The sequence below is a fragment of the Pantoea sp. SYBGC1 genome (assembly GCF_057197005.1).
Window position 1 is genome coordinate 354961 of record NZ_JBXUNM010000001.1, and the last position, 11836, is coordinate 366796.

Genomic DNA, 11836 nt, shown 5'->3' on the forward strand with positions numbered 1-11836 from the left:
CTAGCAAGCTAATTATAAGGAGATGAAATGGATACGCCACTTGGAACCGACCTGTCGCGCCTGGTGCGCATCTGGCGCGCGTTAATCGATCAGCGCCTGAAGCCGCTGGAGCTGACACAAACGCACTGGGTGACTTTGCATAATATTCATCAACTTCCGCCAGAACAGTCGCAGATCCAGCTGGCTAAAGCGATCGGTATTGAGCAGCCTTCGCTGGTGCGCACGCTGGATCAGCTGGAAGAGAAGGGGCTGATCACCCGCTCTACCTGCGCAAACGATCGGCGGGCGAAACGCATCAGGCTGACCAAAGAAGCCGCACCGATTATCGGGCAGGTAGAGCACGTTATTGATGCAACCCGCGACGATATTCTGGCTGGCATCAGCGCCGAAGAGATCAATCAGATGGTTACGCTGATTGCGCGGCTTGAAAAAAATATTCTCGAACTACAGCATCGCGAAAAATAAAAAACCGACGCCAGGCGTCGGTTTTTTTGCGCAACAGAGTTAGCGCGGAGAGACCGTGACCTGGCTGCCGTTAGAGGCCAGTACCACGCGCTGGCCTGGTGAGTAGCGGCTCGCATCCTGCTTCTGCACGACCATGATGGTATTACCATCATCTTTGCGGATTTCCAGCTCAACGCCGTTAGATTTGTTAATGGCTCCCTGTACGCCCTGGCCCGCAACGCCGCCCAGTACCGCACCGCCTGCCGTCGCCAGGCTGCGACCTGCACCACCGCCGATGGTGTTACCCAGGAAACCACCCAGCACCGCACCGCCAATAGCGCCAATAACATTGCTGTCATCGCCACCCTGAATCTTAACCGGGCGCACTGACACCAGCGTACCGTATGATACATTTTGGACCTGCTTGGCTTCACTGGCGCTGTAAACATCGCCTGAGAGGGTGTCATTGCTGACACAGCCTGCCAGCGTTACACCAGCGAGGGCCACGGCTATGAAACGCTTAATCATCAGAAAGCTCCTTTATAAAAAACGCCATGTTCTCATCCTGCTCTGCACAGAGTATAAGACAGAAAGCGACGCATGGATGCCATGCCGCACAATCAGTACCAGAGTCGCAGCATAGAGTATGCCTCATCAACAAAAATTCAATCCGCCGGTAAAAATATTTCCGCTCTGCTGTACTGCGCATGGCAGAGTGAAAAGCAGAAAGTTATCATCATATTAGAAAGGCGGCATCAGCAGAGTGCCGGCGCCGGCACCCGCCGGATAACGAGGAGCTATCGTGATAAAGTCAGGACGCTATATCGGAGTAATGTCAGGCACCAGTCTGGATGGCGTAGATGTGGTGCTGGCGGCGATCGACCGTCACATGGTGGCGCAGCAGGCGAGTTACTGTCATCCTTTTCCCCCCGCACTGCGGCAAAAGGTACTGGCTATATGCCAGGGGCAGCCGCTGACGCTGTCGCAGCTCGGGCAGCTGGATACCGAGCTGGGTAAGCTGTTCGCCGAGGCGGTACTGACCCTGATGCGTCAGCAGGCGCTGGAAGCCGATGACATCATGGCCATCGGCTGCCATGGACAAACCGTCTGGCATGAGCCCGGCAGCGCCGCCCCTAATACGCTGCAGATTGGCGATAATAACCAGCTGGTTGCCGCCACCGGCGTGACCGTGGTAGGCGATTTTCGCCGGCGCGATATGGCGCTGGGCGGGCAGGGCGCGCCGCTGGTGCCTGCGTTTCATCAGGCGCTGCTTATGGACAGCAGTGAACGCCGTATGGTGCTGAACATCGGCGGCATCGCTAATCTGTCGCTGCTGATCCCGGGGCAGCCGGTACGGGGCTTTGATACCGGCCCCGGCAACATGCTGATTGACGCCTGGATCTGGCGTCATCAGGGAGTGAGCTACGATCATAACGGGGCCTGGGCCGCCAGCGGGCAGGTGGTGCCCGCGCTGCTGGAGCAGATGCTGAACGATCCCTGGTTTGCGCTGCCGCCGCCGAAAAGTACCGGCCGCGAATACTTCAATCCCGGCTGGATAGAGCGTCAGCTGCAGGCATTCCCTGCGCTGGCCCCGGAGGATGTTCAGGCTACGCTGAGCGAGCTGACGGCGCTGACAATTGTACAACAGATCCAGCTCAGCAACGGCTGCGATCGTCTGCTGGTATGCGGCGGCGGCGGTCGCAACCCGCTGCTGATGGCGCGGCTCGCGGCGCATCTTCCCGGCACCGAGGTGACCACCACCGATGCTGCGGGCGTCAGCGGAGATGACATGGAAGCGCTGGCCTTTGCCTGGCTGGCGTTCCGGACCCTCTCTGGCCTGCCAGGCAATCTGCCTGCGGTCACCGGAGCGCGTGAAATGAGCGTGCTGGGTGCTATCTATCCGGCAAATAGCCGGTCGACACGATAAGGAGAAGTCATGAAGAGATATATGCTGGCAGCAGGCTGCCTGGTGCTGCTGAGCGGCTGCGGTATGCTGCAGCAGCCGGCACCGCAGCCCGAAACGCTGCACTACCAGTGCGGTACGCTGCCGCTGACGGTCACGCTGGATAACAGTAAAGAAGAGGTCAGCTTTATTCTTGATGGCAAGCCGCTGACGCTGAAACAGACCGTCTCCGCATCGGGCGCGCGCTACAGTGACGACCACTACGTTTTCTGGTCGAAAGGCAACAGCGCTTTTGTTGAGCGCAATGACAGAATTATCATCAACGACTGCGAACTGCAGGACGCGGCGAACATCAACCGGCCTTAATATGATTAAGAGAGACGCTATGAGCGACAGCGACAGCCTGCAACAGATTGCCCATCTGCGCCGGGAATATACCCGCGGCGGCTTGCGGCGCAAAGATTTGCCGGACGATCCTCTGGTTCTGTTTGAACAGTGGCTGCAGCAGGCGTGTGCTGCGCAGCTGCCCGATCCCACCGCCATGACGGTGGCGACGGTGGACAGCAGCGGCCAGCCTTATCAGCGCATTGTGCTGCTTAAGCACTACGATGCTGCAGGCTTCGTCTTTTACACTAACCTTGGCAGCCGCAAGGCGCTGCAGCTGGCAGAAAATCCGCGCATCTCGCTGCATCTGCCGTGGCACTTTCTGGAGCGTCAGGTGATGGTGCTTGGCGAGGCAGAGAAACTCTCGCCGCTGGAGGTCATAAAATATTTCCATAGCCGCCCCCGCGATAGCCAGATTGGTGCCTGGGTTTCAAAACAGTCGAGCCGTATCTCCGCGCGTAGCGTACTGGAGAGCAAGTTTCTGGAACTCACGCAGAAATTTCAGCAGGGCGACGTCCCGCTGCCCACGTTCTGGGGCGGATATCGCGTGCGCTTTTCTGCCATTGAGTTCTGGCAGGGCGGCGAACACCGGCTGCACGATCGTTTTCTCTATCAGCGCAGTGAGAATGGCTGGACGATTGACCGGTTAGCACCGTAAAACCCGCTTTTCCCCGTTTCAGCGCTGGCGCCGTGTGCGTCAGCGCTTTATGCTATAGCCCTCTTTTTTTTCGTCTCCGCATCGTAGCGGAAAGCTGTGTACCAGCTTAGGTGCAGCCCGATCAATTTGGAGTCAGTGATGACCAGCAGTAACCTGATACAACAATTGCAGGAACGTGGCCTTGTGGCCCAGGTAACGGATGAAGAAGCGTTAGCAGAGCGACTGGCGCAAGGGCCAATTGCCCTCTATTGCGGCTTTGACCCTACCGCCGACAGCTTGCATTTGGGCCATCTGGTGCCGCTGCTCTGCCTGAAGCGTTTTCAGGATGCCGGTCACAAGCCGGTTGCGCTGGTAGGCGGAGCCACCGGTCTGATTGGCGATCCCAGCTTTAAAGCCGCGGAGCGTAAACTCAACACCAGTGAAACCGTAGGCGAGTGGGTAGAGAAGATCCGCAACCAGGTTGCCCCGTTCCTCAGCTTTGACTGCGGCGATAACAGCGCTATCGCCGCTAACAACTACGACTGGTTTGGCGGCATGAACGTGCTGACTTTCCTGCGCGATATCGGCAAGCACTTCTCTGTTAATCAGATGATTAACCGGGAAGCGGTTAAACAGCGTCTGAATCGTGAGGATCAGGGGATCTCTTACACGGAGTTCTCTTACAACCTGCTGCAGGGCTACGATTTTGCCGAGCTTTACAAGCGTTATGGCGTGGTGCTGCAGATTGGCGGCTCCGATCAGTGGGGAAATATCACCTCCGGTATCGACCTGACCCGCCGTCTGCATCAGCAGCAGGCCTTTGGCCTGACCGTGCCGCTTATCACAAAATCAGATGGCACCAAGTTCGGCAAAACGGAAGGCGGCGCGGTCTGGCTGGACGCGAAGAAAACCAGCCCTTACAAGTTCTACCAGTTCTGGATCAACACCGCTGACGCAGATGTCTACCGCTTCCTGAAGTTCTTTACCTTTATGAGCCTGGATGAGATTAACGCGCTCGAAGAAGAGGACAAAAACAGCGGCAAAGCGCCACGCGCCCAGTACGTGCTGGCCGAGCAGGTCACGCGCCTGGTGCATGGTGATGCAGGACTGGCTGCGGCCAGAAGGATCACCGAGAGCCTGTTCTCAGGCAGCCTGAGCGACATGACCGAAGCAGACTTTGAGCAGCTGGCACAGGACGGTATGCCGGTTATCTCGCTCAGCGCGGAAGACGATCTGCAGCAGGCGCTGGTTGCCGCGGAGCTGGTGCCGTCGCGCGGCCAGGCCCGGACGATGATCGGCTCTAATGCGGTCTCTGTAAACGGAGAAAAACAGGCGGATGCCGAGTATCGTTTCAGCGACAGCGACAAGCTGTTTGGCCGCTTTACGCTGCTGCGTCGCGGTAAAAAACACTACTGCCTGATAAACTGGCAGTAAGATGTCAGGGCCGGTTTCCGGCCCTTTTTCATGGCAAGGCAGTACAGGGTTATAATGAAAAATATTCTCGCAATTCAGTCTCATGTGGTGTTTGGCCACGCCGGTAATAGCGCGGCAGAATTCCCGATGCGTCGCATGGGCGCAAACGTTTGGCCACTCAATACCGTTCAGTTTTCCAATCACACGCAGTATGGTCACTGGACCGGTACGGTAATGCTGGCCAGCCATCTGACCGATATTGTCAAAGGTATTGCCGCCATCGATCGCCTTAAAACCTGTGATGCCGTACTCAGCGGTTATCTGGGTTCCGCCGAACAGGGCGAGCAGATTCTGGCGATTGTGCGCGAAGTCAAAGCCGCCAACCCGGACGCCTGGTTTTTCTGCGATCCGGTGATGGGGCATCCTGAGAAAGGCTGTATTGTGGCGCCGGGTGTGGCGGAGTTTCACTGCAAACAGGCGCTGCCCGCCAGCGATCTGATAGCACCTAACCTGCTTGAGCTGGAAATGCTGAGCGGACAAACGGTGGCTGACGTTGAGCAGGCGGTGGATGCGGCGCGTCTGCTGATTGCGCAGGGACCGAAAGTGGTGCTGGTTAAACATCTGGCCCGTGCCGGCCGGCGCAGCGATCGCTTTGAGATGCTGCTGGTTACCGCTGATGAGTGCTGGCATATCAGCCGTCCGCTGGTGGACTTTGGCGTACGTCAGCCGGTAGGCGTAGGCGATCTGACCAGCGGTCTGCTGCTGGTGGATCTGCTGCACGGTAAATCGCTGCAGCAGGCGCTGGAGCATGTTACTGCAGCGGTATATGAAGTGATGCTGAAAACCCATGAAATGGGTGAGTATGAGCTGCAGCTGGTCGCGGCACAGGATGTTATCGCGCAGCCGCAGCAGCATTTCGCGGCAGAAAAACTCTGATCGTACGGCAGGCCGGTTTCAGCGCCGGCCTGTCACACTGTTTACGCCAGACCCTCTGCCTGCAGCGCCGCCTGAACCGCCGGACGCTCACCCACGCGGGCAAACCACGCTTCCAGCGCCGGCATCTCATCCAGCTGCAGCTTCACCGCTTTCGCCCAGCGCGTCACCACATACAGATAGATATCGGCTACGGTATATCGCGTGCCCAGCAGCCACTGCTTATCTTCCAGCGCCGCATTGACCAGCTGAAACTTCTTCTCCAGCTGAGCACGCAGCTGCGGTTTGTACGCCTCTGGCGTATCGGGACGGAACAGCGGCGTAAACCCTTTATGCAGCTCGCTGCTGATAAAGCTCAGCCACTCCAGCGTATGGTAGCGCGTCAGGCTGCCGGTCGGGGCCAGCAGATGGTAATCAGGTTTGAGATCCGCCAGATACTGCACAATCGCCACGCCTTCAGTCAGTATCGTCCCGTCATCAAACTGCAGCGCCGGGACCTGACCTTTAGGGTTAATCTGCCAGTAATCCTCACCCTGTTCCGTCAGCTTCTTCTGCAAATCAACATTGACCTGCGTAAAGTCGAGGCCGCATTCGCGGGCGACGATATGGGGAGAGAGGGAACAGGCGCCGGGCTTGCAATAGAGTTTCATTGTTGCATCTCCTCAACAAATGATATGAGTGACGTGACAAATATGGCACGCCGGATAGCGGACTCTGAGTAAACTACAAGGGAAAAAGAGAGATGGGAAGGGGCTTATTCGCTGAAAAGCGGCTCCGGTGCGCAGTAACAGGCGTGCGCAGCGCGGAGCCGGAGAGCGTTACTCGCTGGCGCGCTTCAGCGCACCCTCAGCGGTATCCTGCGTCATACGGTTGAGCAGCGGGGCGGTAACCAGCATCAGCAGGGCAATCACAGCGGTGGCAATACCAATCTGCTGGAATACCTGGCTGTAGACCGCCAGTGAAGTGTGCGGATCGGTTACGTCCTGCGGCACCGCCATCAGATTGGCCACTTTACCGGCGATCATCGCTGCGCCTGCGGTAGTCAGGAACCATGAGCCCATGATAAAGCCCATCAGACGCTGTGGCACCAGCTGCGCGACCATGGCCAGACCCAGGCCGGAGATCATCAGCTCACCAATACTCTGCAGGGCATAGCTCAGGATCAGCCAGTTAACGGAGACAATTCCTGCCTGATTCGCAAAGCTGGCGCCGAGCGGCAACACCAGAAACGCGCCGGAGCAGAGCACCATGCCAATGGCAAATTTGTGCGGCATCGGCAGCTTATCGCCCAGCTTGTTATAGACTGCGGCCAGCAGCGGACTGGCGACCATGATCCAGAACGGATTCAGCGCCTGGAACTGCTCCGGCTCAAACGCGATGCCGAAAATGGCGTGTTCAACGTTGCGGATCGCAAAGAAGTTGAGCGAAGTCGGCATCTGCATATAGAGCACAAAGAAGACAATCGCTTCCACCATCAGCAGAAACGCCACAATCATTTTACGGCGCGCTGCACCCTGCAGCGTGAACGCTTCTTTGGCAAAGATCAGCACAATGCCCAGTGCAACAACGCCGAGCGTTATGCGTGCAATGCTTTGATGATGCAGCAGCCAGGTGGCGAGTGCGATCAGCACTGCAACGCCCACGATGGTCAGCAGCAGTTTACCCACCTGCAGCGGAGCAAAATCGGGCTTTGACCCATACTCTTTCACCAGCCGCTTAAAAAACAGGAAGTTAAGCAGCGTGATCACCAGCCCCACGACGGAGAGAGAGAAAGCGGCACCCCAGCCATATTTTGCTGCCAGCCACGGCGTCAGCATCATGGAGAACAGCGAGCCGATGTTGATCGACATATAGAACATGGTAAACGCGCCGTCGATGCGCGGATCGTCTTTGGCGTAGCAGGTCGAAAGCAGCGAAGAGGGGTTCGCTTTGAACAGGCCGCTGCCCACGGCAATGGTCGCCATGCCGACGTAAACCAGCGTGGTGTCATGCCCGGAAAATGCGATCAGCGCATAGCCGAGTGCCAGCACCATGACGCCCAGCACAATGACGCGCTTGGTGCCGAGTACTTTGTCGCCCAGCCAGCCGCCGATAGCCACCAGACCGTAAACCAGGGCGCTAAAGGAGGTAAACAGCGTAATGGAGTCCGCTTCAGACATCCCCAGCTGTTTGACCAGATAGACGGCCATAATGGCCTGTAAGCCGTAGTAGCCGAAACGCTCCCACAGCTCGATAGAGAAGATCAGATAAAATGCTTTAGGTTGCCGGAAGGCGTTGAGGCTTACTGCCTCGTCAGTGTGTTTGTTTGCAGTTGACACGTGTACCTCAGTTTATACATCGCCTGTTTTGTAACAGGAATTAAGTCTGCGTCGGTCTGGGTTATCCCGCGCAACATTGTTATTAGAAAGGAAAAACGGCGCCTAATTTGGCTGAATCGGGGCCACAGGGCAAGCATTTTTTACACGCTGGCGTAGCGGATGCCGGCAGAGCAATTGCTGCGGCTAAACGCAGTGGTTTAGTGTTTAATAGGGTGTAAAGCAATTGTAACAGAATAAACGCACAGCGCATAAGTTTGGTTAACCCCTTTACTGAAACAAACCGCCTGAGAGGCATAAAGCGGAACAACAGCCTGTTGAAGAATATTTGTACGATATATGATGCTACTGTAGCGTGAATTATGAGCACAATAGGTTGATTATTGAGCTAAAAGAGTGCGCCGGGGTTTCCGGAAAGCTAATTAGTTGATCCAGTGCACAAATTTTCCAATTAATTAGCCGCATGAAAAAAGAAATAGCGCGCTGTCAGTGCAGCAAACCTCTTTTTAGCGAAGGAAACGAACGAAAACGCTGAGGCCAGCCGGCGCTGAACGCTGTTCACGGCTTAACTGAAACATCAACTCACCCTTTCAGACGAATAAGCAGCTATGGGCAGACGCTGTTTATCATAAATTTCATATACTCATGTCAGTACAATTCCGGGGGCCGGCGCGAAACCGGCCAGATGTTGAGCGTACTGGCGGTGCAGTGCTGTCAGTAAACCATGAGGGAAAATGATGCCGTTGATACTAGGTGAGTTATCTGGTGCTCCGCAATGGGTGCCTGCTGTATTACTCGTCACACTGTCGCTCGCACTGGGTTTTCTGGCGCGATATATCCTTCTCAGCCTGATTCGTTACTGGCAGGGACGTGATAAAAAACTGTTTAAGTCTCTCGAAAAACATCTGCGCGGCTCGATGTTTCTTATTTTACCGCTGTTATTCATCAGCGCCGGCGTAGATTATGTGAATATTCAGCCGGAGTCACTGGGCTTTATTAATGCTGCTCTGCACATCTTTATTATATTATCCTTCTGCTCGCTGATGATCAGGATGATCAATGTCGCGCAGGACATGCTCTTTATCCGTTATGACATTAATATCTCAAATAACCTGCGCGCGCGAAAAATCCGCACGCAGATCATGTATGTAAAAAAAGTTGTGATTGTTGTGCTGGTGACGCTCTGCTTATCGTTGATTTTGCTCAGTTTTCCGGGTGTGCGTAAGTTTGGCACGACGATTCTCGCCGGGGCAGGCGTTGCCGGTATTATTATCGGCTTTGCGTTGCAGAAGTCGCTGGTCAATCTGTTTGCCGGTATTCAGATTGCCTTTACGCAGCCGATAAAAATTGATGATGCGGTGGTGGTAGAAAAAGAGTGGGGCTGGATTGAAGAAATTAATCTGACCTATGTTGTGGTGCGTCTCTGGGATCTGCGCCGGCTGGTATTGCCGATAACCTATTTTACAGAAAACCCGTTCCAGAACTGGACACGTAATAACGCGCAGATTTTAGGTTCCGTCTTTCTTTATCTTGATTACTCTATGCCGCTGGAACCGCTGCGCGAGCATTTTGAGAAAGTGCTCAATGAAACCCGGCTCTGGGATCGGGAAACGCAGGTGCTGCAGGTAACGGAAACAACCGAAAAAACCATGACGATCAGGCTGCTGATGACGGCACACAACTCGCCTACCGCGTTTGACTTACGCTGCTACGTGCGGGAAAAGATGATTGAGTTTATTCAGCAGCACTATCCGCAGTGTTTGCCACATGTACGGGCTACGCTGAGCCATCCGGAAGCGTAAACCCGACAGGAGAGCGCGGTGCAGCTGACCCCGGCACTGCGCTCAGATCTCCGTCTTATCACGGTATTCGCACAGATCTTCTATCAGGCAGGCGCCGCAGCGCGGCTTGCGCGCTATGCAGGTATAACGACCGTGCAGAATCAGCCAGTGATGGCAATCGACCTTAAACGCGGCAGGCACCACTTTAAGCAGTTTCTCTTCAACCTCTTCCACATTTTTACCCGGCGCAAAGCGCGTGCGGTTGCTGACGCGAAAGATATGCGTGTCGACGGCGATGGTGGGCCAGCCAAAGGCGGTATTCAGCACCACGTTAGCGGTTTTACGCCCGACACCCGGCAGCGCCTCAAGTGCGGCACGATCTTCCGGCACCGCGCCGCCATGCTGTTCCAGCAATATGCGGCAGGTTTTAATCACGTTTTCCGCTTTGCTGTTAAACAGCCCGATCGTCTTGATGTACTCTTTGACGCCGTCGACGCCAAGCGCCAGCATGGCCGCCGGAGTGTTCGCGACCGGATAGAGCCGGGCCGTGGCTTTGTTCACGCTGACGTCGGTCGCCTGAGCCGAAAGCAGTACCGCAATCAGCAGTTCAAATGGCGAGCTGAACTGCAGCTCAGTGGTCGGATGCGGATTGTTATCGCGCAGACGGGTCAGGATCTGCAGGCGCTTCTCTTTATTCACACCGCTTTCCCGATTTCACCCGGCGCAGCGTCAGCGCCGGCTTCAGCACGCAGCGCGGCGCGCTGTTTCATTTTCTGATCGATAAGGTATTTTCCCGCCAGCAGCATGCCGAGGCCGATAAAGGCGCCGGGTGGCAGCATAGCCAGCAGCATCGGTGAGTCAAAGTGCACGACTTCAATACGCAGCGACGTTGCCCACGGGCCGAGCAGCTGATCGGCACCGCTGAACAGCGTACCACTGCCAATCAGCTCGCGAATGGATCCCAGCGTAACCATGGCGCAGGTCGCTCCCATACCGATAGCGAACCCATCCAGCGCGGATAGCGGGATACTGCTTTTTGACGCTACCGCTTCAGCGCGGCCCACGACAATACAGTTGGTGACGATCAGCGGAATAAAGATCCCCAGTGACTGATAAAGACCGTAGGCGTAAGCGTTGATCAGCATCTGAACGCAGCTGACAACCGAGGCGATAATCATTACATAAATCGGGATACGGATATCTGCCGGTACCCAGCGGCGTGAGGCGGAGATTGCGCTATTGGTAATGGTCAGCACCAGCGTGGTTGCCAGCCCCAGCCCCAGCGCGTTGGTTGCGGTGGAGGTCACCGCCAGCAGCGGACAAAGCCCCAGCAGCTGTACCAGCGCGGAGTTATTTTTCCATAAACCGCCAATCAGCAGATTTTTCGCTTCACTCATGGTGTTTCTCCACATTCTGGCAGCGAACGCAACGTCGCTGGCAGCGTTTCAATATAGAGCGCCGTGCGTTTAGTGGCGTTAACCACCGCGCGCGGCGTAATGGTCGCACCGGTAAACTGATCGAAATCGCCGCCATCTTTCTTCACGGCAAAGTGCGGGTCATCGGCCCCTTTGACCTGTTTTCCATTAAAGCTGTTGATCCAGTCAGAGATGCGCAGCTCAATTTTATCACCCAGCCCGGGCGTTTCATGGTGTTCAATGACGCGCACGCCCAGCACGGTACCGCTGAAATCAGCGCCTACCAGGAGCTGAATGGCCCCGGAGTAGCCATCGGGGGCGGTGCTTTCCAGCGCTGCGGCCACCGGCTTGTCGCCTTTACGGGCAATATAGAGGTGATGCGGCTGCTCGTTACCCAGCGCCGCATTGCGCACCAGATAGCACTCCTGCTGGATAGCATTATCGTACAGCGCGGTCGGTACTACCTGATCCAGCAGATTTTTCTGCTGCAGCGCAGTCTGATGCTCAACGGTAGGTTTGGTCACATAGTTCACTACGGCGGTTACGCCGGTCGTCACCACTGCAAACATCCCCAGCGTCACCGCGTTTTTGCGAATAGCGTCGATCATACC

The 11836-nt window shown here is 56.0% G+C and carries 13 protein-coding genes; 7 read left to right on the forward strand and 6 right to left on the reverse strand.

Translation table 11 applies throughout. From position 1 onward, the window contains the following. Positions 1–27: 27 nt before the first annotated feature. Positions 28–465 carry a transcriptional regulator SlyA gene (gene slyA / locus AC2CF9_RS01725; RefSeq protein ID WP_039384157.1) on the forward strand — a complete coding sequence of 146 codons (438 nt, stop codon included), beginning with the start codon at positions 28–30 and terminating at the stop codon, positions 463–465. Between the two features lie 39 nt (positions 466–504). Here the strand turns inward: slyA and slyB are convergent, their stop codons facing one another. Next, positions 505–972 carry an outer membrane lipoprotein SlyB gene (slyB, locus tag AC2CF9_RS01730; RefSeq protein ID WP_150017448.1) on the reverse strand — a complete coding sequence of 156 codons (468 nt, stop codon included), beginning with the start codon at positions 970–972 and terminating at the stop codon, positions 505–507. A gap of 277 nt (positions 973–1249) precedes the next feature. Here slyB and anmK point away from each other — a divergent pair, with 277 nt between their 5' ends. From anmK to pdxY, 5 genes are all read left to right on the forward strand, one after another. Then, complete coding sequence (gene anmK / locus AC2CF9_RS01735; RefSeq protein ID WP_150017479.1) at positions 1250–2371, forward strand: anhydro-N-acetylmuramic acid kinase; 1122 nt, start codon at positions 1250–1252, stop codon at positions 2369–2371. Positions 2372–2392: 21 nt separating this feature from the next. After that, a complete protein-coding gene (locus tag AC2CF9_RS01740) occupies positions 2393–2713 on the forward strand; it encodes an MliC family protein (protein WP_484556433.1) in 321 nt (106 codons plus the stop codon). A gap of 19 nt (positions 2714–2732) precedes the next feature. Continuing rightward, the gene (gene pdxH / locus AC2CF9_RS01745) at positions 2733–3389 is read left to right on the forward strand and encodes a pyridoxamine 5'-phosphate oxidase (protein ID WP_039384163.1); all 657 of its coding nucleotides are present in this window, start codon (positions 2733–2735) and stop codon (positions 3387–3389) included. 138 nt (positions 3390–3527) lie between these two features. Continuing rightward, positions 3528–4802 carry a tyrosine--tRNA ligase gene (gene tyrS / locus AC2CF9_RS01750; protein WP_150017450.1) on the forward strand — a complete coding sequence of 425 codons (1275 nt, stop codon included), beginning with the start codon at positions 3528–3530 and terminating at the stop codon, positions 4800–4802. 54 nt (positions 4803–4856) lie between these two features. Beyond that, positions 4857–5717, forward strand: coding sequence for a pyridoxal kinase PdxY (gene pdxY / locus AC2CF9_RS01755; RefSeq protein ID WP_484556105.1), 861 nt, complete (start codon positions 4857–4859; stop codon positions 5715–5717). Positions 5718–5758: 41 nt separating this feature from the next. Here pdxY and gstA read toward each other — a convergent pair whose 3' ends face one another. Together gstA and dtpA are read right to left on the reverse strand one after the other, a co-directional pair. Then, on the reverse strand, positions 5759–6364 hold the full coding sequence (gene gstA, locus AC2CF9_RS01760) for a glutathione transferase GstA (RefSeq protein WP_484556106.1): 606 nt from the start codon (positions 6362–6364) through the stop codon (positions 5759–5761). 168 nt (positions 6365–6532) lie between these two features. Further along, positions 6533–8032, reverse strand: coding sequence for a dipeptide/tripeptide permease DtpA (gene dtpA / locus AC2CF9_RS01765; protein ID WP_484556107.1), 1500 nt, complete (start codon positions 8030–8032; stop codon positions 6533–6535). Positions 8033–8766: 734 nt separating this feature from the next. On the opposite strand from dtpA, the gene AC2CF9_RS01770 reads away from it, so the two are divergent. After that, positions 8767–9831 (forward strand): mechanosensitive ion channel family protein, encoded by a 1065-nt coding sequence (locus AC2CF9_RS01770; protein WP_190314978.1) that lies wholly within the window; start codon positions 8767–8769, stop codon positions 9829–9831. A 42-nt stretch (positions 9832–9873) separates the two neighbouring features. On the opposite strand, the gene nth is transcribed toward AC2CF9_RS01770, so the two are convergent. Genes nth through rsxG form a run of 3 tightly spaced genes read right to left on the reverse strand, consistent with a single transcriptional unit; the run spans position 9874 to position 11833 of the window. Beyond that, positions 9874–10509 carry an endonuclease III gene (gene nth / locus AC2CF9_RS01775; protein WP_039384179.1) on the reverse strand — a complete coding sequence of 212 codons (636 nt, stop codon included), beginning with the start codon at positions 10507–10509 and terminating at the stop codon, positions 9874–9876. Further along, entirely contained in the window at positions 10506–11207 is a 702-nt protein-coding gene (locus tag AC2CF9_RS01780; RefSeq protein ID WP_150017459.1) for an electron transport complex subunit E, read from the reverse strand. The genes nth and AC2CF9_RS01780 overlap by 4 nt, the downstream gene beginning before the upstream one ends. Further along, on the reverse strand, positions 11204–11833 hold the full coding sequence (gene rsxG, locus AC2CF9_RS01785) for an electron transport complex subunit RsxG (RefSeq protein ID WP_065649444.1): 630 nt from the start codon (positions 11831–11833) through the stop codon (positions 11204–11206). The genes AC2CF9_RS01780 and rsxG overlap by 4 nt, the downstream gene beginning before the upstream one ends. Between the last annotated feature and the right edge of the window lie 3 nt (positions 11834–11836).

Coding starts and splice junctions, on each gene's coding strand:
- slyA (WP_039384157.1), top strand. CDS start 28: ATGGATACGCCACTTGGAACCGACCTGTCGCGCCTGGTGCGCATCTGG.
- slyB (WP_150017448.1), bottom strand. CDS start 972: ATGATTAAGCGTTTCATAGCCGTGGCCCTCGCTGGTGTAACGCTGGCA.
- AC2CF9_RS01740 (WP_484556433.1), top strand. CDS start 2,393: ATGCTGGCAGCAGGCTGCCTGGTGCTGCTGAGCGGCTGCGGTATGCTG.
- pdxH (WP_039384163.1), top strand. CDS start 2,733: ATGAGCGACAGCGACAGCCTGCAACAGATTGCCCATCTGCGCCGGGAA.
- tyrS (WP_150017450.1), top strand. CDS start 3,528: ATGACCAGCAGTAACCTGATACAACAATTGCAGGAACGTGGCCTTGTG.
- pdxY (WP_484556105.1), top strand. CDS start 4,857: ATGAAAAATATTCTCGCAATTCAGTCTCATGTGGTGTTTGGCCACGCC.
- gstA (WP_484556106.1), bottom strand. CDS start 6,364: ATGAAACTCTATTGCAAGCCCGGCGCCTGTTCCCTCTCTCCCCATATC.
- AC2CF9_RS01770 (WP_190314978.1), top strand. CDS start 8,767: ATGCCGTTGATACTAGGTGAGTTATCTGGTGCTCCGCAATGGGTGCCT.
- AC2CF9_RS01780 (WP_150017459.1), bottom strand. CDS start 11,207: ATGAGTGAAGCGAAAAATCTGCTGATTGGCGGTTTATGGAAAAATAAC.
- rsxG (WP_065649444.1), bottom strand. CDS start 11,833: ATGATCGACGCTATTCGCAAAAACGCGGTGACGCTGGGGATGTTTGCA.